This window comes from Pseudalkalibacillus sp. Hm43 (assembly GCF_051842935.1).
In the GTDB taxonomy this organism is placed as follows: Bacteria; Bacillota; Bacilli; order Bacillales; family Fictibacillaceae; genus Pseudalkalibacillus.
Window position 1 is genome coordinate 113,971 of record NZ_JBPXRR010000001.1, and the last position, 24,614, is coordinate 138,584.

Genomic DNA, 24,614 nt, shown 5'->3' on the forward strand with positions numbered 1-24,614 from the left:
AGGGTAGTGTGGTCCATTGAAAAAGATACTGAATAAAAAGATCGTGTTCTTCGGAGGAAAAGGTGGCGTCGGTAAATCGACCTCTGCTTCAGCATTCGCTCTGACTCTTGCGAAACAGGGAAACCGGACATTGCTGGTCTCCACGGATCCGGCGCATAATGTCGGGGATATTTTTCAAAAGCCATTATCCGGGAAGCCGCAATCCTTGACGGATAATCTATGGGCGATTGAAATCGATCCGGATGAAGAAACGAAGCGATATTTAGATGGAGTAAAGAAAAATTTGAAAGGGCTTGTCAAATCGAAAATGGTGGAAGAGGTCCATAGACAGATCGACCTGGCGGCTGGCTCGCCTGGTGCAGATGAAGCGGCGTTATTCGACCGTCTTGTCTCTATCATCCTTGATGAAAAAGCGGCGTTCGATACGATTGTGTTTGATACAGCGCCGACAGGTCATACCATTCGTTTACTGACGTTACCGGAATTGATGGGCGCTTGGATCGACGGCATGTTGAAGCGAAGACAGAGCATGAACGAAAACTACTCTGCCTGGATGGAGGACGGCGAACCTATTGAGGACCCGATTTACGACATCCTCCATAAAAGGAAGGAGCGGTTCTCTGCAGTCCGTGAGGTGTTGCTGGATGAGCGGCAGACGGAATATGTCTTCGTACTGAATCCGGAGCGCCTTCCGATTGTCGAGACTGAAAAAGCCGTCCAAACTTTGAAGAAGCATGAGATCGATGTTCGGACGCTAGTCGTGAACAAGCTTTTGCCAAAAGAGGAAACGAGCTCGTTTTTCCAAAAGCGGATGGAGCAGGAAAAAGAGTACCTCGAGTGGATCAATCGAACGTTTGCACAAGAAAAAATCTATATTCCGTTGCTGGACGGAGATGTTTCATCGCTCGAAGCGCTACATCAAGTGAGCGAGAGAATGGAAGCAGAGCTTTACGTCCAACCGTAAACAAAGGGCACATAGGTGTCCTTTGTTTTTTATTAAAGACCGACAAAAAGCGATTGTTCTAGATTCAGAAATCTGGTAAAATCTGTACTCTGTCTCTTTTTTACAGGACAAATCTAAAAGAGGAGGTAACTGAATATGAGTAAGAAGATTCAAAGTGCCTTTGAAGTGGAGAAGCAGCAACTCGATCAAATCGCTGCAGAGATTGAAGATCAATTATCACGGTTGGAAAAAATCGGACGCTATTACGGTGAGGATATTACGGAACAGGCGATTGATGACAGCCGCGAGCAAACGAGGCAAAACCTGAGGATTGCGAAGGAAGAGCCGTATTTCGGTCGGCTCGATTTTCACGAAGAAGGAAAATCGGTCCCTGATGAGCTGTGTATCGGAAAAGTCGGGGTCTCTAGAGAAGCGACGAACGACTTGCTTGTCATTGATTGGAGGGCACCAGTTGCAAGTCTTTTCTACTCGTTCAGCGGCGGAGAAGAAGACATCTATTACACTTCGCCTGAGGGAACGGTTGAAGGGGACATCCATCTGAAACGGAATGTCGTCATACGCAACCGGAAATTGCAGCGAGTGGTCGATACATATGTGAAAGGTAGCCATGAAACGGGTGGTACGGATGAATTCCTGCTATACCGGTTAGGGGACCGGAAAGATAATCGGCTCCGCGATATCGTTTCAACGATTCAGTCAGAGCAGAACCACATTATCCGAGCGGAAAAAAATCAGCCGTTGATCATCCAAGGAGTCGCAGGTTCTGGAAAGACGACGGTTGCGTTGCATCGGCTTGCGTATCTTCTATACCATTACAGGGATACGCTCAGCGCAGGTCAGATGATCATTTTTGCACCAAACCGGATGTTCTTGGATTACATTTCAAATGTATTACCGGAGCTAGGGGTAGGTGGCATCCAGCAAACAACATTCGCTGAATGGGCGAAAGAGATTCTCGGTGGAACGTTCAAGGTCATAGACGACAGTAGTCATTTGGAATCTTATTTTGAAAAAGGAACCATTGTAGAGAATGGGATGGAGCCCGGCAAGTTGAAAGGTTCTCTTAAGTATCTACAGGCGACAGAAGACGTCTTTTTGAAGTATGAGAAGAACCTCGTGCCAGACGGCGATCTCGTTTTATGGGAAGGTTGTAGGCTGACAGGTGAGATCATTAGGAAATGGTATGAAGAGCAGCAGCTGTTTGCGGTGAGCGTGCGACGTAACCGAATCATGAAACGGATGAAATCCTGGATCGAGCAACAGGTCGAAAACCAAATGCCGCATGAGCGGAAAGAACGGAAGAAAACAGCCAATCAGAAATTAAGAACATATATGAAGGCATGGCCGGACTATGATGCGTTCTCTTTTTACAAGGAATTATTCAAAAAGACGAACGCGCCTGAGTATGCACAGCCGGTTCAAACATACCTGCCGGATGAAGTGGTGGCAGAGACGAGAAAGCGGTTAGGAAAGAAAGAAGTCACTGCGGAAGATCTTCCTGCAATACTGTGGATCCACCAGAAGCTTGTCGGTAAAGAGAAACAGTTTACGTATCAGCACGTGGTGATTGATGAAGCGCAAGATGTGTCACCTTTCCATATAGAAGTGTTGAAGTCTATTGCGATGGAAGATTCATTCACCATTCTAGGAGATATCTCGCAAGGCATTCATGCGTATAAAGGAATTGACCGGTGGGAGGAATTCATGGATGTGTTTGACGAAAGACCGAGCAAATACGTTCAACTGGAAAGAAGTTATCGCTCCACCTATGAAATCATCGAATATGCAAACCGAATGTTAGAAAATATGAAACATACAGCCGGATTGGCAAAACCGGTTTTCCGAAGTGGAGAGCCGGTGAAAGAAGTCCGGATCAAGAGTGGAGAACGGACGTCAGAAGTGATCCGTCTGTTGAAGGAGATTGAAAAAGCCGATTTCCAAAGCATCGCATTAGTAGGAAGGACGGCAAAATCCTGCGCAGACTTGTATGAAAGTCTGACTGATGCAGGCGTGGAAGCTACGCTCATCACTGCGGATCAAACCGAGTACCGAGGCGGGATATCAATCATGCCCGTGTACATGACGAAGGGACTCGAATTCGATGCAGTCATAATGATGGATGCGGACGCTCAGCATTATCCGCTGAATGATTTTGATGCGAAGCTGATGTATGTCGGATGTACCCGCGCACTGCACCAGCTCTGGATCCTCCATGAAGGGGAGATCTCACCACTCGTCGGAAAGAAAGTAGAATAGTAGATCAAGTGTCAGGTCCTGGTGCCTGGCACTTTTTTTGAATCCAAATGTATCAACGGTTTGAGAACGGTGCCAGGTACCGATCATAACCTCTTATGTATCAACGGTTACGGATTGGTACCTGGTACGACTCCTTTCGAATTATCAGAAAACTTTATAAGAAATTTGTAGATTTGGGTTGTCATCGCTTACTAGATTCACTATAATCGGACTATGAAAACGATTTCATAGTTTCTATGAAATCGATTCCATTTGAAGGGAGGCGCATCCTATACGTAGGATATCCAAATGGCAACGATATCAGATGTAGCGAAGCGCGCTGGGCTTTCACGTACGACTGTATCGAGAGTCATCAACCAACATCCCTATGTGAGCGAGGATAAGAAAAAACTCGTCGAACAGGCGATGCTTGAGTTGAAGTATGTTCCGAACTCGAACGCTCAGAAATTGAGGAAACAGAGTACGGAAACGATTGCAGTTTATGTACCGCGACTGACCAATCCATTTTTCAGCCAATTGGTTGAAACGATGGAAGAGGTTGCAGTGGAAGAAGGCTTTCAATTATTACTTTGTCAAACCAGATACAACAAGCAACAAGAATTGAATTACCTGCAAATTTTAAAAGGTAAACAGATTGATGGTTTGATTCTTACTTCAATGGAAAACCCATGGTCTGAGATCGAGCCTTACTTATTATATGGTCCCATCGTCCTTTGCAATGATTACGATTACTCCGCTAGAGTTCCTATTGCTCATCTTGACCAAGTCATGGGCGGGTACATCGGGACGAAGCACTTGATCGATCGAGGACATGAAGCAATCGTCTATTGCAGTTCGGAGCCTGGCATCAGCAGGGTTTCCAAAGACCGCCAAGAAGGATACATAAAGGCGATGCAACAGGCTGATTTGAAGATCAGACCGGAGTGGATGTTTTCAGACCAGTTTACAGTTGAAGGCGGTAAAAGGCTCTTTTATCGCATCCATCACCAGAAGGACCGACCAACCGCCATCTTCACCGGAAGTGATGAAGTCGCAGCAGGACTCATTCATGAGGCGAGGAAGAACGGTTACCGGGTCCCAGAAGATTTGGCCGTCATCGGATTTGATGATCAACCGATTGCGGAGCTGATGGGACTGACGACGGTGAAGCAACCGATCGACAGGCTCGGAAAGACCGCGATGGAACTCATGATCCAACAAATCAAATCCAAGAAGATGGGTGATGCACGACGTGTGGAATTACCTTTCGAACTGATCATCCGAGAAACGACTTGATAGAAAACCAGTTGAACAGTTTAGTAGAACCTTGGTATAACCAAGTTTCTTTTTACACGATTATGGAATCGATTCCAAAAACAAGAATTCAGGGAGGATTTATTGATGCGTAAAGTAAAATGGACAAGCCTATTTTCATTAATGCTCGTTTTCGTCCTTGTGCTAGCAGCTTGTAGTTCTGATAGTGAAAGTGGCGAAGGTGGAAACGAAGATGAAAACAACGACTCTGAAGAACAAGTGACAATCGTCTATGCAAGAGGAATGGATGCGACAAAAGCGACAGACAAGATTATTGAAGCTTTTGAGGAAAAACACCCGAACATCAACGTTGAATACCGTGAAATGCCTTCTGATTCCGGTGCACAGCATGATGCATATGTAACTTCTCTAAACGGAAAATCAAGTGAAATTGACGTGATGGACCTTGATGTTGTTTGGCCGGCAGAATTCGCACAAGCGGGTTACGTCATGGCGCTCGATCGTTTCATCCAAAAAGATGGCATCGAATTGAGTGAATACAACGAAGGTGCTTTAAGCGCAGCTAACTTCAACGGTAAGCAATGGGCTATGCCGAAATTCATCGATGCTGGAATGTTGTTTTACCGTACTGATATCGTGGAAGAAGGAAGTGTACCGAAAACGTGGGACGAGTTGCTGACGAAAGCAGGAGAACTTCAAGGTGAGAAAGACACGAAGTTCGGCTACTTGATGCAAGCGAAGCAATATGAAGGTCTTGTAACGAACGCTGTTGAGTATATCGCTTCCTACGGTGGACAGATCGTTGACGAAAATGGAGAAGTCGTAGTCAATAGTGAAGATGCAATCCAAGGTATCAAGAAAATGGTTGAGGTAGCGAATGCTGACTTTGTTCCAGAAAACATCACAACATTCACTGAGCCTGAATCTCATACTTCTTTCATTGAAGGAGAATCCCCGTTCATCCGTAACTGGCCATATCAATATGCGTTGGCAAATGACAAAGAGCAATCTGAAATCGTTGGTAATGTAGGCGTAGCACCACTACCAGAAGGTAATGCAGGTTCTGCTGCAGCCTTAGGCGGTTGGATGAGTGCAATCAATGCATACTCTGAGCATCCGAAGGAAGCTTGGGAGTTCTTGAAGTTCATGACTGGACCTGAAGGGCAGAAGATTTCTGCGATTCATGGTGGACTTGCACCAACCCTTCCATCCCTTTTTGAAGATGAGGAAATCTTAGAAGCGAACCCGTTCTTTAAAGAAGAAGGTTTCGTCAATGCGCTCGACAGTGCTGTATCTAGACCAGTCGTACCGAACTATCCTGAAATCTCTGAGATCATCCAGATTGAAATCTCTAAAGCGATCACAGGTAAGGTGACAGCTGAAGAAGCAGCCAAGAACATGCAGACCAAAATCGAAGAAGCAATGCAATAACGAAAATCATATGAGGCTGACTGAATGCTTTTCAGGTCAGCCTCTATCTTTGAAAGGTGTGAAGAACGGTTGAGCGAAAACACATCAAAGCCTAAGAAAAAAAGAAAACTTTCGGAAAAATCCATCGCCTATTTACTCATTGCACCTTCTTTACTTTTGATACTTGTCATTGCCATTTGGCCGGTCATTCAATCGTTTTATTTTTCAATGTTCGACCTCAGGCTCAACAATCCGACGAAATCAGAGGTACATACTGATTATCAGCTGGATTTGAAGCGGTATTTGGATAACTATCCTTTCTTGCAAGGTGCAATCGATAAAGAATTGAGAAATGCTGAAGGACCGAATGAAGAAACATTGACTTCGGTAAAAGAAGATCTTAATCAACTGAACAGTACCCTTTTAGAAGATGAGAAAATTGCTGAACGATATGAAGTCATTGATGAGAAGCTCATGAACTTCGAAAAAATCGGTGCGAAAGAACGGATGATTGAAGTTGATCAAGAACGAGCTCAAAAAATCCAGGGGAAATTAAGTTCTGTTGAAAAGGAACTGAAGGCACTTGAAAACTTGGAAGACGCAAACGGTGTAAAAGGACTGAGTTCCGCACTTGCAGAGACCGTCATCAAGCCGAACTTCATCGGCTTTGACCATTACGCGAAAAACCTGACCGACAAACGGATGTGGATGTCGATCTGGAACACCGTTGTTTTTACAGTCGTTTCGGTCGCTTTTGAATTAGTCCTCGGTCTCTTGATTGCATTGTTGATCAACAAAGCTTTCTTCGGAAGAGGATTGGTCCGTGCCTCGATCCTAATACCTTGGGCAATTCCGACCGTTGTAGCCGCGTTGATGTGGAAGTTCCTATATGATGGTCAGAACGGAATCGTTGCAAAAGTATTTGAAGAGGTTGGGCTTATCAATCGGATGGCGACCTTGCTCACAAACGATACCGGTGCGATGTTCTCGGTCATTTTTGCAGACGTATGGAAAACGACTCCGTACATGGCGTTGTTGCTTTTGGCAGGTCTTCAGACGATCCCGCGCAGCTTGTATGAAGCTGCAGCCATCGATGGAGCTGGCAAGTTGAAGCAATTTTTCACCATCACACTGCCATTGTTGAAAACGAGCATTCTCGTCGCATTGCTATTCCGTACGTTGGATGCATTCCGTGTATTCGACCTGATTTTCGTATTGACGGGTGGAGGACCAGCGAATTCAACGGAAACCATATCCCTCCTCGCCTACAAGGTCATGATTGCGCAATCGAACTTCGGTGAAGGTTCCGCATTATCTGTAGTCGTGTTCATTTGTGTGGCGATCATCTCGATCATCTACATTTCATTACTCGGCAGAGACCTGTTGGATGATAAGAAATAATGGAAGGGAAAGGGTGAGTTGAATGCAGAAGAAAGCTGGACCATTATTCTATATAGGTTTATTCGTGTTTATTTTCCTTGTCATGTTTCCATTCTTATGGATTTTGATCAGTTCGTTCAAGCCGGTATCTGAATTATTCGGTGAGAAAGCATTCATTCCCTATACTTCAGATCCGACGTTCAAAAACTATGAATCGGTATTCGTGAACCATCCGTTCTTGGTTTATTTGAAAAACAGTTTGATCGTCTCGGGTGTGACGACGATCTACACGGTGTTCATCGCATCGTTCGCAGCTTACGCCATTGCGCGTATGCAATTCAAAGGGAAAACGATCATCCTCGGACTTGTTCTGTCCGTGTCGATGTTCCCGCAAGTGGCGACGATTTCACCGATCTATATCATTTTGAAAAATCTCGGTCTGACCAATAGTTATATTGGGCTGATCATTCCTTATACAACAATCACCTTGCCGCTATCGATCTGGATTTTGGTGACGTTCTTCCGGAAGATCCCATTCGATTTGGAGGAAGCCGCGAAAATCGATGGGGCAAGCATCATGCAGACGTATTGGAGGGTCATCCTTCCACTTGCGGTGCCTGGTATTTTTACAACAGCAATTCTTGTATTCATTGCAGCATGGAACGAGTTCCTGTTCGCGCTCGTGTTGAATACGGAGGAAGCGTATAAGACGGTACCAGTCGGAATCGCGATGTTCCAGGGACAGTTCACGATTCCTTGGGGCGAAATTTCAGCTGCAACCGTCGTCGTGACGGTACCACTTGTCATCATGGTACTCTTGTTCCAACGACGAATCGTATCCGGACTAACATCAGGAGCAGTGAAAGAATAGGGATCAGTTTACAACTTAGGAGGCAATTATGGCGAAACAATGGTGGAAAGAAAGTGTCGTTTATCAAATCTATCCTCGTAGCTTCAACGACAGCAACAATGACGGAATCGGAGACTTGAATGGCATCATTGAAAAATTGGATTACCTGAAGGACCTGGGTGTCGACGTCGTCTGGTTATCTCCAGTCTATGAATCTCCAAATGACGATAATGGCTATGACATTTCCAATTACCGGGCGATCATGGACGAATTCGGGACAATGGAAGATTGGGATCGCTTGTTGGAAGAGATGCACAATCGCGGCTTGAAGCTCGTGATGGACTTGGTGGTCAACCACTCGTCTGATGAGCACGCCTGGTTCGCAGAATCGAGAAAATCGAAGGATAATCCATATCGTGATTACTATATTTGGGATCCTGGAAAAGATGGGGCTGAACCGAACAACTGGGTGTCGTTCTTCAGTGGTTCCGCATGGCAGTATGATGAGGCAACGGAAGAATATTACTTGCACCTTTTCACGAAAAAGCAGCCGGATCTCAACTGGGAGAACCCGAAGCTCCGTGAAGAAGTGTATGATCTGATGAAATTCTGGCTCGATAAAGGAATTGACGGCTTCCGCATGGACGTCATCAACGTCATTTCGAAAACGCCAGGTCTCCCGGATGCAGAAGTGACAACAGACAGCAAGTACCAGTGGGGTGGAGAGCACTTTGTGAACGGTCCACGCTTCATGGAGTTCATGAAAGAGATGAACGAGAAAGTGCTGGATCACTACGATGTGATGACGGTCGGCGAAACACCGATGGTCACGCCAGAGGACGGCGTTCGTTTTACAAATGAAGAAGATGGGATCTGCAGCATGCTGTTCCAATTCGAACACATGGACGTCGACAGTACGCCTGGAAGCCACCTCGGAAAGTGGAAAATCAATCCGGACTGGAAACTGACGGATCTGAAGAAGATCATGACGAAGTGGCAGGTCTCTATGCAGGAAGGGAAAGGTTGGAACAGCCTTTACTTGGAAAATCACGATCAACCACGGTCGGTTTCCCGTTTTGCCGATGACGGAAAATACCATGAGGTGTCTGCGAAGATGCTTGCGACCTGGCTTCATATGATGCAAGGAACGCCTTATGTTTATCAAGGGCAAGAGCTTGGCATGACGAACGTCGCATTCGAGCGTTTAGAAGATTATAAGGATGTTGAGATCCATAACTTCTACCGTGATGTCGTCGAGAACGGAAGCGAGGATCCGGAAATGATCATGGATGCAATCCGTGCGAAAGGTCGAGACAATGCGCGTACGCCGATGCATTGGAACAGTGGCACGAACGCTGGCTTCAGTGATGCTGAACCGTGGATCAAGGTGAATCCGAATTACAAAGACATCAATGCGGAACAGCAAGTGAACGATCCAAACTCCGTTTACTCGTACTACAAGCGTCTTATCCAGTTGAGAAAACAGCACGAAATCGTCGTTCATGGCGATTACGACTTGATTCTCGAAGACGATGAGCAAATTTACGCGTATACAAGAACGTTAGGTGATGAGAAGCTGCTCGTCATTACGAACTTCAGTGGAGAGAAGCCTGTCTTCAAGCTTCCAGCTGGTCTTGACGGCAGTCGTCCTGAGCTGTTGATCTCCAACTATGATGTACGCGATCATTCACTCGAAGGGTTGACGTTGAAACCGTATGAAGCACGCGTTTATAAGTTGGCATAAATGAGGAAGAGTCCCACTGATTAGTGGGGCTCTTTTTTCGTAGTAAAAAAGTATTGAGTTCCCCAAGCGAGAGGGAAAGTTCCACAAGTGAAGATGAAAGTTCCACAAGTGAGAGCAAAAGTTCCCCAAGTAAAAGCGAATCTTCCACAAGTCAGTATCAAACTTCCTGAAGCAACCCCAAAAATTTGGGCTGATCCTTTAGTTTCCCAAGTTTTAAAACTCCGCAGAACGGTAATGAGGGGTTAAAAGGAGGTATTAACCATGCCAACTGATAAAAAGAAGCAGAAAGAACCTGACCATACACTTCATGAAGACGAGACCGTCGATCCGATACCAACAGAGGACCATAGGCAAGAAATAAAAGAGGAAAAGAAGAAGGAGAAATCGAAAGACGACTCCTCCAGTGAACGTAAATATAGAGAAAATGAATGAAAAAAGCGGCCGCAAATGGCCGCTTTCATTATTTTATATAGCTTTCAAAGCATCCGTAATGCTTTTATCGCCTGAAAGGATTTCGAACGTTTTTCCATATGTGTTCTTAAGATCCAGCGTTTTAACCATCACATTAGCAACGTCTTCACGCGAAATCTCTCCTTCATAATTGTCCAGTTTCTCTGCTGCACGGATCTGACCGTTGCCAGCACCATAAGAAAGCCTTCCTGGTCTTACGATCGTGTATTCGAGAGAACTGTTTCGGAGTGCATCATCTGCTTTTCCTTTTGCCTCAAAATAGTGCTTCATTTCGTCAGAACCATATTCAGGGTTGTCGGCTCCGACTGTACTGAGCATAACGAAGCGTTTCACACCCAATTTTTCAGCGCTTTCAATCAGTTTGATGGCACCTTCTTGGTCGACCGTAATCGTTTTTTCAGGTCCGGTCTTGGATCCGGATCCCGCAGCGAAGATGATCGCATCGCAGCCTTCTACGGCATGGTCCACCTCATCTTCCAGGTTCGCGAGCGCTGTCTCTTTCGCTCCTAACTGCTCTAGTTCAGCAGATTGTGTAATGTCACGGATCATGGCCACTGGCTCATGTCCATTTTCAGCTAAATGTTGAATGATACTTCGACCTGTACCTCCGTTTGCTCCTGCAACGAGTACTTTCATTGTCTATTCCAGCTCCCTTCTGAAAACATAGTTATTATGTTCCACATTAGCAAAGAATATAAACGATTTCGAATGAGAAGCAGCGCCATACTAGAACATTAGTCGGTGTTTTTATACAATAGAAGAAAAGTGAGAGGTGAACTAAATGAAAGTCACAATAGTCGGTTGCTGGGGCGGCTTTCCTAGGAAGCTGGAAGCGACATCTGGTTACTTGCTACAGGAAGATGGATTCAACCTGCTCGTCGATTGCGGAAGTGGTGTGCTTTCCCAGCTGCAAGCGTACATAGATGTTGAGGATTTGGACGCCGTCATTTTGTCCCACTATCATCATGACCATATTGCCGATATCGGTCCTTTGCAATTCGCACGGCTCGTCAAATCACACACTGGCTCTAAGTTACCTGAGCTTCCGATTTACGGCCATCGTTTCAACGAAGGGGAATTCCAGCGGCTTTCCTATAAAGGTTTTACGGTTGGTGAAGAGTATAATCCGGCGGTTCCGATTACAATTGGTCCGTTTAAAATTTCGTTTTTACAAACGAGGCATCCAGTCCCATGTTATGCGATGCGGATTGAAGGTCAGAATCATACGGTCGTCTATTCGGCGGATACGAGTTACCAGGAGGAGTTTTTCGACTTTTTCCGTGGAGCGGATCTCTTGTTGATGGAATCTAACCTGTATAAAGGAATGGACGGTGCCAGCATCGGCCATACGACGAGTGAAGAAGCGGGAATTCTTGCGAAGGAGTCGAATGTTCGTCAACTCGTCCTGACCCATCTGCCTCACTTTGGTGATCTCGACCAGCTCGTGAAAGAAGCGGAAGAAAAGTTTGACGGTCCCGTGACCCTTGCGAAAAGTGGTTACGTCTGGGACGGAGAAAAAATATAGAGGAGGACATAAATATGCTCTTATTTATCGATAACAACAACATCACAGATCCAAGAATCAATTTGGCGATTGAAGAATATGCCTTGAAACACCTTGATATCAATGATACTTACTTGCTGTTCTACATCAACGAACCGTCCATTATCATTGGAAAGAACCAGAATACGGTAGAAGAAATCAATTCCGATTATGTGAGGGAACATGGCATTCATGTCGTCCGTCGTCTATCAGGTGGTGGAGCTGTGTATCATGACCTTGGGAACTTGAACTTCAGTTTCATAACGAAGGATGATGGCAACAGCTTCCACGATTTCAAAAAGTTCACCGATCCAGTCGTCAAAGCACTGCATCGCCTGGGTGTACCGGCTGAACTCAGTGGTCGGAACGACATTTTAGTAGATGGGAAAAAGATCTCTGGGAATGCACAGTTCTCAACGAAAGGGCGCATGTTCAGTCATGGGACGCTCATGTTTGACTCTGAAATTGAGAACGTCGTTTCTGCATTGAATGTGAACATGGACAAGATCAAGTCAAAGGGAATCAAATCGATCCGAAGTCGAGTCACGAATATCCGTGAGCACCTGGATGAGGACATGACAGCTGAGGAGTTCAGAGAAACCCTTCTGAAGTACCTTTTCGAGGAGCAAGAGGAAATCCCGTATTACACGTTGACCGAGGAAGATTGGAAGAACATCCACAAGATTTCCGAGGAACGCTATCAAAACTGGGATTGGAATTATGGTAAATCACCTAAGTTCAACGTGAAGCATTCTCACCGTTTTGAGGGAGCTGGGCAGCTTGATCTCCGATTGGATGTGGAGAAGAATACGATCCAGCATTGTAAAATTTATGGTGACTTCTTCGGTGTAGGGGATGTAGAAGAGATCGAGTCCCGTTTAATCGGAGTGAAATATGATCGAGAGGAAATCGAGAAAGCAATCAGTGATTTGGATATCGGACATTACCTTGGAAAAATTACAAGAGAGCAATTCTTGGATTTGGTGCACTAAGGAATTAAGGAGAGGCGACCTTTGGACAGGTCGTCTTTTTCAATGCATCCGTTTTTTACTTTTCACAGGTGACAAGCTCGTGTGAACAAAAAATAGGCACATCCCTCCTATAGGTGAATATCATGGTTATGTAAGAAAGGAGTGATGATGATGTCTGAACAAAAACGACCGACAAATTCGACGAGACAGGGCAACCAACCGAGAGAAGAAGATCGAGCGAAACACAAACACATGTATGAAAAATGTAAGGAATATACGAAGTACCACGTCCTTGTCGAAACGAAAGACGGTAAGAAATTCGATGCAATCATCATGGACGTGAAGAAGGATAAGGTGGAACTGCTCGTACCGGAAATGATGGAGCCGGAATCCTATGGACAAATGAGAGAACAAGGGTATCGACAGCCGAGGTTCCGCCGTTTCGGGGGATTGATTTTACCGCTTGCGGGTCTTGCAGCCCTGTCACTCGTCCCCTACTACCAACCCTATCCATACTATCCATACCCGTACTACTAAAACTCCCTCACTTCAGGGAGTTTTTTTATGCTTCTCGATGTGTCAGGCTCCAACAACATTGATCATTCCAGTAGTAGGTGCCTGACACTATCGGTACCTGGCACCGATTACGATTCCGCTGCTGGCAAGGATTCTTTGAGCGTACCAGGTACTGAAGAGGTAATGATGGAGTACTGATGAGCACTTCGTTGACAAGAAAGCGCTTTCCTTATAAGCTTTTTATATATCATATTTATTGGAGTTCGATTTATTTTCGTTATATTTCAGAGGAGGGGAAGCAGTGATTTACAATGTCGAGAAGGAAACGATGGGTGTCGAGGAAAAGGAGCGGTTGCAACTCGAACGCTTGAAGAAAACGGCACAGACTGTGTATGAGAAGGTCCCTTTTTACAAAAAGAAGTTTGAAGATTCAAACATTACTCCTGATCAAATCAATAGTTTAGAAGATTTGAAGAAGCTTCCGTTTACGAAGAAACAGGACTTGCGTGACCACTATCCATTCGGTCTTTTTGCGGTGGATCAAAAGGACATCGTTCGTCTCCATGCGTCATCAGGTACAAGTGGAAAACCGACTGTCGTCGGGTATACGAAAAGTGATATTGAATTATTCAGCGAAGTCGTTGCACGAGCGATTGCAGCTTCTGGTGGCGAACCGGGCAATGTGCTTCATAACGCCTACGGGTACGGCCTCTTCACGGGTGGACTTGGTCTGCATTATGGGTCTGAACAGCTTGGAATGGCGACTGTTCCGGTATCAGGCGGGAACACGCAACGACAAATCCTATTGATTGAAGATTTCAAACCTCAGGTCATCTGTGGGACACCTTCCTACATTCTCAACATTGCTGAAACGATGGAAAAGATGGGGAAAGACCCGAGAAATACGAGTCTCAAATACGGGATCTTCGGTGCCGAACCATGGTCAGAGGAAATGCGGCAAACGCTTGAAGAGAAGCTCAACATCAAGGCAGTCGATATCTACGGACTGAGCGAAATTATCGGACCAGGGGTCTCCATTGAATGCCATGAAGCACAAGATGGACTACATATCGCAGACGATCATTTTTACGCTGAAGTTATCGATCCCGAAACACTTCAACCGCTGCCGGATGGAGAATACGGTGAACTCGTTTTCACAAGCTTGACGAAAGAAGCATTCCCGATCATCCGTTATCGTACAGGTGATATCGCTGCCATCAATAGTGAGCCGTGTAAATGCGGACGTACATCGGTCCGGATGTCGCGAGTGAAAGGCCGAATCGATGACATGCTCATCATCCGCGGTGTGAATGTTTTCCCTTCTGAAATTGAAAACTGCCTTTTACAGCTAGAAGAAATCGTTCCACATTATCAAATTCAATTGAAGAGGGACGGTACGATGGACCAGGTCGTTTTACAAGTTGAAGTCAGTGAAAAGGTGTTCGATGAATGCTCTCAAGACTTGTCTCACCTCATGATGGAAGGCTTGAAGAGCAAAATTCAGCACACGATCAAAACGAATTGCCTCGTTTCCATCGATGTTGATATCCAGAAGCCGAATTCTGTTCCCCGATCAGAAGGAAAAGCCGTGCGGGTTGTGGATTTACGAAAAGAAGAAGCCCTACAGAAGTAGTACTTTTCAGAATATGGGGTAAAAAGCATTGAATTAATTATAACGATATTCTATAATGACGTTAAATAAACGTAATACTCGGAAGGTGATAATAGATGACTATCGAAACATCGTTCGATCAGTTGACAGAAGATGAAAAATACGAGCATTTCCTTGCGCGTATCGACGCTGGTGAGAAGATCGAGCCAAACGACTGGATGCCGGATGATTACCGTCAATCGTTGATTCGTCTGATCTCCATGCATGGAATCAGCGAAATAATGGGAGCGCTTCCAGAAAAGGAATGGGTTCCGAAAGCACCGACGTTACACCGTAAACTTGCCATCATGGCAAAGGTTCAAGATGAGATGGGCCACGGCCAGCTCCTTCTTCGTGTAGCTGAAGACCTGATGGAACCACTTGGAATGAACCGTGAAGACATTATGCAGAACTTATTCTCGGGAAAACTGAAGTTCCACAATGTGTTTCATATGAAAGCGCCTACATGGGGCGACGCTGGAATCATCGCATGGCTCGTTGACGGCGCGGCGATCATTTCACAGAGTATGATGCTGAATTCTTCATACGGCCCGTATGCAAGAGCATTGAAGCGAATTTGTGCAGAGGAAGTCTTCCATGCACAACACGGAGAAAGTATCATCATGGCTTTAGCAGAAGGAACGCCAGAGCAGCGCGAACTTTTACAAGATGCATTGAACCGCTGGTGGACTGCACTTCTCATGTTCTTCGGACCAAAGAGCAAAGAGAATGCATCGACTTCTCACGTTGATAAGAACATGCGCTATAAAATCCGTGAAAAAACGAACGAAGAACTTCGTCAAGAATTCTTCAACAAATATGTACCGCGAATCTGGTCTCTCGGCCTGACGATTCCGGATGAAACGATCCACTTTGACGAAGAACAAGGTCTATGGGTCTATCAAGATCCTGACTGGAACGAATTCAAAGAAATCGTTACTGGTAACGGACCTCAATCGAAAGAACGCCTTGAGCTTCGTGAAACATCATACGAAAACAACCGCTGGGTACGCGAAGCATTGAACTCTGCAGCACAAGCGATTTAACCGGAGGAGGAGGGAATCCATTGAGTGAAAAAGGAAAAGACGGCTTCTACAGCGTCTATGAAGTATTCAGTAAAAAAACAGATAAAAGTCCACTACAACATCAATTCAGTCTATTGGCACCGAACGAAGAAATGGCACTCATCATGGCTCGTGAAAACTTCTTCCGCCGTGAGCCTGTAGCCGACATCTGGGTCGTCAAGCGTGAAGATATCCGCGTGATGAACCAGGAAGAGAAGGAAATGCTCAAGCGTTTGGACGATAAGGATTACCGTGAAACAAAAGGTTACGGTTATCTGAAGAAAAAGTGGCGTAAATACCAGCAGGAGCAATTTACAGAAAAGAACCTGCTTAGTAATAGCAACAGCAAGGGAGGATCCAAGTAATGGCACAAGACAAAGCATTGGTTGAGCTTCTCTACACACTTGCTGATGATGATTTCATTTTGGCGTATCGAGGGTCTGAGTGGCTCGGTCTTGCACCACACATCGAGGAAGATGTTGCGTACTCATCGATCAATCAGGACATGATGGGACACGCAGCGAAGTATTATCACCTATTGGAAGAGTTGGGAGAAGGCGACGCAGACGAGCTTTCTCACTTGAGAGCACCTGAGAAGTTCCGGAACGCAGTCCTTTTAGAGGAGAAGAACGGAGAAGGGACGTACCTTGAACAACCTCAATACGATTGGGCGTTCGCTGTTGTTCGAAACTACTTCTATTCGATCCATAAAAAGTACCGAATGGACTCTCTGAGAAAATCAAGCTATGAACCTCTCAGCGATACCGCGAAAAAAGTAAGCATCGAGCTTCAGTACCACCTGATGCACTGGGAGACTTGGTTCAAGCAATTGATGACGAGTACCGATGAAGCGAAGCGCCGTATGACAGCAGCGATCGATCGTTGCTGGAATGAAATGGGCGGAGTGCTTTCACTCGGACCGATGGCAGACGAAATGGCTGAGAAGGGCTATATCGCAAGCGAAGAAACGATGCGTACGAAATGGCTCGATCATATGGAAAAGACATTCGAACAAATCGGCGCGGACTTCCCAGGCGAGCTCGGTATGACAAAAGGAAACGGCCGTCAGGGAGAACATACAGAAGACCTGACGCAAGCACTAGAAACACTTTCGGAAGTGTACGAAACAAATCCAAAGGTAGCCTGGTAGAAAACGACGAGTTTTGACCTAATTTTTAAGATTATGAGTTTGAGAGGAGGATTACGATGACCGGAATCGAATCGAAACAATTGGTAGAGACGGTTTATCAAGTGCTTCAAAATGTCACTGACCCTGAAATTGATTCTGTCAGCATCCGTGATCTTGGAATGGTGGAGAAGGTTGACGTGGATGAATCGAAAGCAACGGTCTCAATTTTACCGACATTCACAGGTTGTCCAGCACTCGACATCATCCAACGGGACATTGTCAATGCTGTCATTGAAGTAGACGGCATCGAAGAAGTGGAAGTCATTTTTCCATCCAAACCGATCTGGACGACAGACCGAATCACTGATCAAGGGAAAGAACAACTGAAGCAATTCGGAATATCGCCTCCTCCTGCAAATCATACACCTGGAGAACCGTGGGAGATCCCATGCCCGTATTGCGGGTCGGTCTATACCACGATGGAGAATCTGTTCGGCCCGACAGCGTGCCGATGCATTCTCTATTGCAGAAGCTGTAAAAATCCATTTGAAGCTATGAAACCCGTCGCCAACATCGGTGACGAATAAGAAAGGGTGTTTATTTAATGGTAAAATTGATCGCACTTTACAGAAATCCTGAAAACAAAGAAGAATTCGACGAGCACTATTTCAACACACATTCACCAATCACAGCTAAGATACCCGGACTTCGCAAAATGGAAGTGACGAAAATCGTAGGTTCACCAATGGGAGGAAGCGACTATCACCTTCTATGTGAAATGTACTATGACGATCACGATGCTTTGAAAGCAGCAATGAAAACAGATGAAGCAAAAGCTTCTGGGAAGGACCTCATGGGATTTGCAGGTGACTTGGTAACACTGATGATCGGTGAGGAAGTCGATGGTGAGTAAAGAAACCATCAAAACATGGACTGAAGCTGGTGTCGGTGTCATCCAACTAGATCGTCCGAAGGTTTTGAACGCACTCAACCGTAAAATGGTTACTGAAATCCTTGAAACGATGGAAGCGTGGGATCGTGATGATGACGTCGCGGTCATGATCGTGACAGGCGGACCGAAAGTCTTCGCGGCAGGTGCTGATATCGACGAAATGGCAGAAGACGACTCGATTTCTCTCGAGCTGTTGAACCAGTTCGCTGAGTGGGACCGTCTTGCCTGGGTGAAGAAGCCGATCATCGGTGCTGTTAACGGCTATTGTCTTGGAGGAGCTTTCGAATTGGCACTCAGCTGTGACTTGATCGTTGCAGCGGAAAATGCCCAGTTCGGATTCCCTGAAATCAACCTCGGTGTCATGCCTGGTGCTGGAGGAACGGTTCGACTGACGAAATTGATGGGCCGTGCAAAAGCACTTGAATGGCTCTGGACGGGAGACTATATGACAGCAGAATTTGCGAAAGCAAATGGCGTCGTGAACCGAACGGTCGCACCTGAGCTCGTATTTGAAGAAGCGATGAAACTCGCTCGGAAAATTGCGAAGCAAGCACCGTTGTCTGTCCGTATGATCAAGGAAGCGGTCAACAAATCTGTCGATCATTCCATTTATGAAGCGATGCAGTTCGAGCGTAAAAACTTCTATATGCTGTTCTCTTCAGAAGATCAGAAGGAAGGCATGCGCGCATTCGTCGAAAAACGGAAACCACAATTCAAAGGGAAATAAGGAGCGGTTGAAGGATGTTTGAAACGATTGAATACCGTACGGAAAACAATGTTGCTTGGCTTCGACTGAACCGACCGGACAAATTTAATGCCTTCACCGAACAAATGAACTTCGAGATCACGAAAGCATTAAAAGAGGCAGAGAGAGACAAGGAAGTTCGTTGCCTGGTCATCACCGGTAATGGAAAAGCATTTTGTTCAGGCGAAGACCTGGCGGGGGTCAAAGAGGATACGGATCACGCGGAAATTTTACGAAAAAGATATAACCCGATGGTGGAGAAGCTGGCGAGCTTCGAAAAACCAGTCGTGGCGGCAGTCAATGGGGTTGCAGCTGGAGCAGGCATGAGTCTCGCACTTGCTTGTGATTTCCGACTGATGTCAGAGAAAGCGAGTTTCATAGAGGCGTTCATCAATGTCGGACTCGTACCTGACTCAGGGAACTTGTTCTATCTTCCAAGACTTGTTGGACATGCAAAAGCACTAGAGCTTGCGGTCATGGGAGACAAGGTGTCGGCAGAAGAAGCGAAAGACCTTGGACTTGCGAACAAGGTGATTCCATTGGACAGCTGGGAAGAAGAAGTGACCGCTTTTGCGGAAAATCTTGCGAACAAACCGACGAAAGCGATCGGTCTCATCAAGCGCTATCTACGTAAAAGTTGGGACGCGGACTTGAGCGAAATGCTCGAGAACGAGGCATACGCTCAACGAACAGCGGGGATGACGGAAGACCACGCCGAAGGAGTCAAAGCTTTTATCGAAAAAAGAATGCCTGAATTCAAAGGGCGTTAGATTAGAAGAAGCAGAAGATGTATCAACGTTAGAACTAAATTACTTAGAAGGAGTGACTGATCAATGAGTACAACGAAAGAACAACAACAAACTGCAGTAGAGATGAAACGTGACGCTTACAAAATGGTCATCAACGGAGAGCAAGTCGACAGCGTATCTGGTGAAACATTCACAACATATAACCCAGCAACTGGTGAAGTACTTGCTCAAGTAGCTAAAGCGGGTACAGAAGACGTCGACAAAGCGGTCGAAGCAGCTCGTAACGCTTTTGAAAAAGGGAAATGGCCGAAGTATCCAGTCGGAAAGCGTGCTCGCGTATTGAACAAAATCGCTTCAATCATGCGCAGCCGTTTCAACGAATTGGTTGAACTAGAAGTCTTGAACAGCGGTAAGTCATTGTCAGCTGCTCAAGGGCAAGTGATGCAAGCAGTTGAAAACTTCGAATTCTACGCAGGTGCAATCGTTGGTCACCGCGGACATGTAAACAACATGCCTGGACCTTTTACAAATACAGAAACGAAAGAGCCACTTGGCGTATGTGCGCAAATCATCCCATGGAACTATCCGATGATGATGGCTTCTTGGAAAGTAGCGCCGGCAATCGCTGCTGGTAACTCGATCGTATTGAAGCCAGCAAGCTTGACGCCACTAACAGCAATCATCTTGACGGAAATCTGCCACGAAGCAGGCGTACCAGAAGGTGTTGTAAACATCGTAACAGGACCTGGTTCAACAGTCGGAAACCACTTGGTCGAGCACCCTGGTGTTGATAAAGTTGCGTTCACTGGTGAAACAGGAACAGGGAAAGACATCATGGCAAAAGCTTCTGAAACATTGAAGCGCGTAACGCTTGAGCTTGGAGGAAAGTCTCCGAACATCGTATTCGAAGATGCGAACATGGACGCTGCTGTTGACGGGTCTCTATTCGGAATCTTCTACAACACAGGTCAATCTTGTGAAGCTCGTTCCCGTCTCTTCGTACACGAAAACATTTATGACGAGTTCATGGAGAAGTTCGTTGAGAAGACGAAAAAGCTAGTTCTTGGTAACCCGCTTGATCAAGGTACACACATCGGCTCAATCATCAGCGAAAGCCAGGTAGAAGTGATCGACGGTTATGTAAAAGAAGCAGAAAAACAAGGTGCGAAAGTACTTGTCGGTGGTGGTCGCGCGAAGGTCGACGGCTACGAAAACGGGCACTGGTACCTGCCAACAGTCATCACGGATGTTACGAACGACATGAAGATTGCTCAAGAAGAAATCTTCGGACCAGTTGTCGTTGTTATGAAGTACAGTGACGAGAAGGAAGTTCTGAAGCTTGCGAACGATACAGTATTCGGACTTGCAGCAGCAATCTGGACAACGGACCACGCACGTGCAAACCGCGTCGCTACTAAGCTGAAAGCTGGTACTGTGATGGTCAACTCACCGTTCTCCGCATTCCCTGGAACGCCGTTCGGTGGTTACAAGCAATCTGGATTCGGAAGAGAGCTTTGTATTGAAACACTCGACCTATATACAGAAACAAAAAGTGTCATCTCCTATGTTGGAGGCAAGCCGCTGAATCCGTTCGGAGTGTAACCATAATCAACCAATAGGCGAGCACCTTTTCAGGTAGCTCGCCTTCCATTTTAGAAAAAGGCAGTTTTCTAAAAGATTGTTGCTTTTGGCACTCTTCTTTATTTGAGTTGATTGAAGCGTAAGGTGCGATACTCCTCGAAAATGGAAATCGTATTTTCTTCGTGCGATGTATCGCTGCTGAAGCTTTCCTTGTCCTACGGGACAAGCGGTCAGGTGGAGACTCCTAATGGCGCAAAGCGCCAGGAGGCTCACCGTCGCCCCGTGGAAAGCGAGCAACCTGGAGCGGAGATCAAAACATACAAGAGCAACAATGTATGCGAAAAGAGCATAGAAAAATTGCTTCAACGTTTGAATACTATCGGACAAAAGTTCCAATAAGGGAGTGGAAGAGCATGATCAAGCACATTACAGTCATCGGTTCTGGTGTCATGGGTCGTGGAATCGCCTACGTTTCAGCGGTCGGTGGTTACAACACGACGCTCGTGGACATATCTGAACAAGCGCTCGCTAGTGCTAAAACGGAAATCAATGCCATCTTCGACAAAGGGGTTCAACGCAACAAGATTTCTGAAGATGCAGCGAACGAAAGCATGGAGCGCATGAGCTATTCGTCAAGCTTGGAAGAGACCGTCGCCAACACGGACATGGTCATCGAAGCGGTACCGGAAAACCTCAACATCAAGAAGAACGTCTTCGAAACGATCGACAAGCATGCACCGGAGCATTGCTATTTTGCAACGAATACATCCACAATGAGCCCGACGGAAATCGCTTCATTCACGAACCGTCCTGGGAAAGTGATCGCAATGCACTTTTTCAATCCGGTACATAAGATGCCGTTGATCGAAATCATCAAAGGACTGGATACAGCTGAAGATACGGTGAAAGTCGCCAATGAAGTCGCGACTAAGATGGGGAAAGAAACCGTCACAGTGAATGAATTTCCTGGATTTGTGACGAGCCGGATCAGTGCACTCGTCGGAAACGAAGCGTTCTATATGCTGCAAGAAGGCGTTGGCGCACCGGAGGAAATCGACAAAGCGATCAAGCTTGGTTTGAATTATCCGATGGGACCTTTTGAACTCGGTGACCTCGTCGGACTTGATACACGCTTGAACAATTTGAAGTATTTACATGAAACACTTGGTGAAAAATATCGCCCATGTCCGCTGCTTGTGAAATATGTCAAAGCAGGACGCCTTGGCCGCAAGTCAGGCATGGGTGTTTACGATTATAGTGAAAAAGGAGGCAACTAACATGCGTGAAGTTGTCATCGTAGATGCAGTCCGCACACCGATTGGACGCTATAAAGGCGCACTGAAGAACATTCGCCCGGATGACCTCGGAAGCCTTGTCATCAAAGCGCTTCTAGAACGGAATCCTGATCTACCGAAGGAACAAATCGAGGAAGTCGTTTTCGGAAACGCGAACGGTGCCGGTGAAGAAAACCGGAACGTAGCGCGTATGTCAGCACTCCTTGCAGATCTACCAGTCGAGGTCGGCGGTACGACCATCAACCGTCTTTGTGGATCCGGTCTTGATGCTGTCTCTTATGCGGCACGTGCCATCATGGCGGATGAAGGGGACATTTTCATTGCAGGTGGTACGGAGAGTATGACCCGTGCACCGTTTGTTATGGGGAAACCGGACAAGGAATTCCCACGTGGCAACATGGAAATGTTCGATACGACGATTGGCTGGCGCTTCGTAAACCCGGCGCTTGAGGAAAAATTCGGGACAGACAGCATGCCGGAGACGGCGGAAAACGTAGCACAAGACTACGGAATTTCCCGTGAAGAGCAGGACCAATTCGCTTATGAAAGCCAGATGAAGGCGAAACGCGCAATGGATGAAGGTCGCCTTAAGGACGAAATCGTTCCCGTCGTTTACAAGGATCGCAAAGGGAATGAAATCGTCGTCGATACGGATGAGCACCCTCGTCCGACAAGTTCTCTTGAAAAGCTTTCCACGCTAAAACCGCTGTTCAAAGACGGGACGATTACTGCAGGAAACGCATCGGGAATCAACGATGGTGCATCAGCCCTCCTGATCATGAGCAAGGAAAAAGCGGAAGCGCTCGGTTTGAAGCCGATGGCGAAATACGTGACGTCCGCAACAGCAGGACTCGAGCCACGTGTCATGGGACTCGGACCCATCCACGCTTCACGTAAAGCGTTGAAACGTGCAGGACTTTCATCGAGCGACCTCGGATTGATTGAGCTGAACGAAGCTTTTGCTTCCCAGTCGCTTGAGTGTATCCGTCAACTGGAGCTCGATCCATCTCGCGTCAACATGAACGGAGGAGCGATCGCTTACGGTCATCCGCTCGGAGCAAGCGGCGCGCGTATTCTCACAACGCTTTTACATGAGATGCGGAAACAGAAGACCCAATACGGCCTTGCAACGATGTGCATCGGTGTCGGCCAGGGAATCGCAGCAATCGTAGAAGGATATAACGACTAAATTTTATTAGGAGGAATCGGCATGTCATCCATTTTATATGAAGTGAAGAACCATATCGCATACGTCACATTGAATCGTCCGGACGTGTTGAACTGCTTCAATTACGATACGTTGAAACAGTTGGGCGAAGTCGTCGAGGAGATCCATCATAACCCTGAAGCGAGAGTCGTCATCTTCACAGGTGCAGGGGAGAAAGCGTTCAGTGCAGGTGCTGACCTGAAAGAACGTAAGACGTTGACGGAAAACGAAGTCCGTCGTAACGTCACGAAAATCAGAGACGTCTTTACGGCAGTCGATAAGTTGCCTCAGCCGACGATTGCCGTCATGAACGGCTATGCATTTGGTGGAGGATTCGAGCTGGCGTTGGCGTGTGACTTCCGAATTGCAGTCGAAGATACGAAGATGGGCTTGACCGAGCTTGGATGGGCGATTATCCCTGGAGCTGGCGGTACGCAACGCTTGCCACGCTTGATCGGCCAGGCGAAAGCGATGGAACTGATTTTAACAGCGAAAAAAGTATCATCCGAAGAAGCACTCCAATATGGTATCGTCAATGAAGTCGTTTCTTTCGACAGATTGATTGAAACGGCCGAGCAATGGGCAGAAAGAATGCTAAGCAACGGTCCAATCGCATTGAAGCAAGCGAAATATGCGATCAAGCAAGGAATGAACGTCGACCTCGAAACAGGATTGAATCTCGAAGCGAAAGCCTACGAAGTGACGATTCCGACGAAGGACCGTGTCGAAGCGTTAGTCGCATTCGGTGAAAAGCGTCCGCCTGAATTCAAGGGAGAATAACAGGAACAAAGTGGCCATCCTTTTCGCCGTTATAAAGAGAAAGATTGAGAGGGTACACGATATTTAGTATCATAAAGAAATCATTTAGAAATGAACCGGAAA

At 46.3% G+C, this 24,614-nt stretch carries 25 protein-coding genes; 24 read left to right on the forward strand and 1 reads right to left on the reverse strand.

The window, feature by feature from the left end:
• Positions 1-16 precede the first annotated feature (16 nt).
• The 8 genes from ACSVDE_RS00635 (at position 17) to ACSVDE_RS00670 (ending at position 10,290) form a co-directional block, all read left to right on the forward strand.
• Positions 17-964 (forward strand): ArsA family ATPase, encoded by a 948-nt coding sequence (locus ACSVDE_RS00635; protein WP_439299030.1) that lies wholly within the window; start codon positions 17-19, stop codon positions 962-964.
• Between the two features lie 147 nt (positions 965-1,111).
• Positions 1,112-3,220 (forward strand): HelD family protein, encoded by a 2,109-nt coding sequence (locus ACSVDE_RS00640; RefSeq protein WP_439301906.1) that lies wholly within the window; start codon positions 1,112-1,114, stop codon positions 3,218-3,220.
• A gap of 288 nt (positions 3,221-3,508) precedes the next feature.
• Positions 3,509-4,495, forward strand: a complete 987-nt coding sequence (locus ACSVDE_RS00645) for a LacI family DNA-binding transcriptional regulator (protein ID WP_439299031.1) — start codon at positions 3,509-3,511, stop codon at positions 4,493-4,495.
• A gap of 105 nt (positions 4,496-4,600) precedes the next feature.
• Positions 4,601-5,905, forward strand: coding sequence for an extracellular solute-binding protein (locus ACSVDE_RS00650; protein WP_439299032.1), 1,305 nt, complete (start codon positions 4,601-4,603; stop codon positions 5,903-5,905).
• 69 nt (positions 5,906-5,974) lie between these two features.
• Positions 5,975-7,285, forward strand: coding sequence for an ABC transporter permease subunit (locus tag ACSVDE_RS00655; RefSeq protein ID WP_439299033.1), 1,311 nt, complete (start codon positions 5,975-5,977; stop codon positions 7,283-7,285).
• A gap of 22 nt (positions 7,286-7,307) precedes the next feature.
• The gene (locus tag ACSVDE_RS00660) at positions 7,308-8,135 is read left to right on the forward strand and encodes a carbohydrate ABC transporter permease (RefSeq protein WP_226548365.1); all 828 of its coding nucleotides are present in this window, start codon (positions 7,308-7,310) and stop codon (positions 8,133-8,135) included.
• Positions 8,136-8,163: 28 nt separating this feature from the next.
• Positions 8,164-9,858: a glycoside hydrolase family 13 protein gene (locus tag ACSVDE_RS00665; protein ID WP_439299034.1), complete on the forward strand. Its 1,695-nt coding sequence runs from the start codon at positions 8,164-8,166 to the stop codon at positions 9,856-9,858.
• A 261-nt stretch (positions 9,859-10,119) separates the two neighbouring features.
• Complete coding sequence (locus ACSVDE_RS00670; RefSeq protein WP_439299035.1) at positions 10,120-10,290, forward strand: hypothetical protein; 171 nt, start codon at positions 10,120-10,122, stop codon at positions 10,288-10,290.
• Positions 10,291-10,323: 33 nt separating this feature from the next.
• On the opposite strand, the gene ACSVDE_RS00675 is transcribed toward ACSVDE_RS00670, so the two are convergent.
• A complete protein-coding gene (locus tag ACSVDE_RS00675) occupies positions 10,324-10,965 on the reverse strand; it encodes an SDR family oxidoreductase (RefSeq protein ID WP_439299036.1) in 642 nt (213 codons plus the stop codon).
• Between the two features lie 145 nt (positions 10,966-11,110).
• On the opposite strand from ACSVDE_RS00675, the gene ACSVDE_RS00680 reads away from it, so the two are divergent.
• The 16 genes from ACSVDE_RS00680 to ACSVDE_RS00755 all read left to right on the forward strand — a co-directional run bounded on the left by ACSVDE_RS00680 (position 11,111) and on the right by ACSVDE_RS00755 (position 24,512).
• Entirely contained in the window at positions 11,111-11,854 is a 744-nt protein-coding gene (locus ACSVDE_RS00680) for an MBL fold metallo-hydrolase (RefSeq protein WP_439299037.1), read from the forward strand.
• Between the two features lie 14 nt (positions 11,855-11,868).
• Positions 11,869-12,864 (forward strand): lipoate--protein ligase, encoded by a 996-nt coding sequence (locus ACSVDE_RS00685; protein WP_439299038.1) that lies wholly within the window; start codon positions 11,869-11,871, stop codon positions 12,862-12,864.
• 150 nt (positions 12,865-13,014) lie between these two features.
• Positions 13,015-13,380 (forward strand): hypothetical protein, encoded by a 366-nt coding sequence (locus tag ACSVDE_RS00690; RefSeq protein WP_439299039.1) that lies wholly within the window; start codon positions 13,015-13,017, stop codon positions 13,378-13,380.
• 27 nt (positions 13,381-13,407) lie between these two features.
• Positions 13,408-13,557 carry a hypothetical protein gene (locus ACSVDE_RS00695; RefSeq protein ID WP_439299040.1) on the forward strand — a complete coding sequence of 50 codons (150 nt, stop codon included), beginning with the start codon at positions 13,408-13,410 and terminating at the stop codon, positions 13,555-13,557.
• Between the two features lie 130 nt (positions 13,558-13,687).
• The gene (gene paaK, locus ACSVDE_RS00700) at positions 13,688-14,992 is read left to right on the forward strand and encodes a phenylacetate--CoA ligase PaaK (protein ID WP_439301907.1); all 1,305 of its coding nucleotides are present in this window, start codon (positions 13,688-13,690) and stop codon (positions 14,990-14,992) included.
• A 95-nt stretch (positions 14,993-15,087) separates the two neighbouring features.
• The gene (paaA, locus tag ACSVDE_RS00705; protein WP_439299041.1) at positions 15,088-16,056 is read left to right on the forward strand and encodes a 1,2-phenylacetyl-CoA epoxidase subunit PaaA; all 969 of its coding nucleotides are present in this window, start codon (positions 15,088-15,090) and stop codon (positions 16,054-16,056) included.
• 20 nt (positions 16,057-16,076) lie between these two features.
• Positions 16,077-16,439 carry a 1,2-phenylacetyl-CoA epoxidase subunit PaaB gene (paaB, locus tag ACSVDE_RS00710; RefSeq protein WP_439299042.1) on the forward strand — a complete coding sequence of 121 codons (363 nt, stop codon included), beginning with the start codon at positions 16,077-16,079 and terminating at the stop codon, positions 16,437-16,439.
• Positions 16,439-17,224, forward strand: a complete 786-nt coding sequence (gene paaC, locus ACSVDE_RS00715; protein WP_439299043.1) for a 1,2-phenylacetyl-CoA epoxidase subunit PaaC — start codon at positions 16,439-16,441, stop codon at positions 17,222-17,224. Before paaB ends, paaC begins: the two co-directional genes overlap by 1 nt.
• Positions 17,225-17,280: 56 nt before the next feature.
• Positions 17,281-17,790, forward strand: coding sequence for a 1,2-phenylacetyl-CoA epoxidase subunit PaaD (paaD, locus tag ACSVDE_RS00720; RefSeq protein ID WP_439299044.1), 510 nt, complete (start codon positions 17,281-17,283; stop codon positions 17,788-17,790).
• A gap of 17 nt (positions 17,791-17,807) precedes the next feature.
• The gene (locus ACSVDE_RS00725; protein WP_226548346.1) at positions 17,808-18,116 is read left to right on the forward strand and encodes an EthD family reductase; all 309 of its coding nucleotides are present in this window, start codon (positions 17,808-17,810) and stop codon (positions 18,114-18,116) included.
• A complete protein-coding gene (locus ACSVDE_RS00730) occupies positions 18,106-18,882 on the forward strand; it encodes an enoyl-CoA hydratase/isomerase family protein (protein WP_439299045.1) in 777 nt (258 codons plus the stop codon). The genes ACSVDE_RS00725 and ACSVDE_RS00730 overlap by 11 nt, the downstream gene beginning before the upstream one ends.
• Before the next feature lie 14 nt (positions 18,883-18,896).
• Positions 18,897-19,670 carry an enoyl-CoA hydratase-related protein gene (locus ACSVDE_RS00735; RefSeq protein WP_439299046.1) on the forward strand — a complete coding sequence of 258 codons (774 nt, stop codon included), beginning with the start codon at positions 18,897-18,899 and terminating at the stop codon, positions 19,668-19,670.
• Between the two features lie 63 nt (positions 19,671-19,733).
• Positions 19,734-21,251: an aldehyde dehydrogenase family protein gene (locus ACSVDE_RS00740; protein WP_439299047.1), complete on the forward strand. Its 1,518-nt coding sequence runs from the start codon at positions 19,734-19,736 to the stop codon at positions 21,249-21,251.
• 392 nt (positions 21,252-21,643) lie between these two features.
• A complete protein-coding gene (locus ACSVDE_RS00745) occupies positions 21,644-22,507 on the forward strand; it encodes a 3-hydroxyacyl-CoA dehydrogenase (RefSeq protein WP_439299048.1) in 864 nt (287 codons plus the stop codon).
• Position 22,508: 1 nt separating this feature from the next.
• A complete protein-coding gene (locus tag ACSVDE_RS00750) occupies positions 22,509-23,714 on the forward strand; it encodes a thiolase family protein (RefSeq protein ID WP_439299049.1) in 1,206 nt (401 codons plus the stop codon).
• Between the two features lie 21 nt (positions 23,715-23,735).
• Positions 23,736-24,512 carry an enoyl-CoA hydratase-related protein gene (locus ACSVDE_RS00755; RefSeq protein WP_439299050.1) on the forward strand — a complete coding sequence of 259 codons (777 nt, stop codon included), beginning with the start codon at positions 23,736-23,738 and terminating at the stop codon, positions 24,510-24,512.
• Positions 24,513-24,614 lie beyond the last annotated feature (102 nt).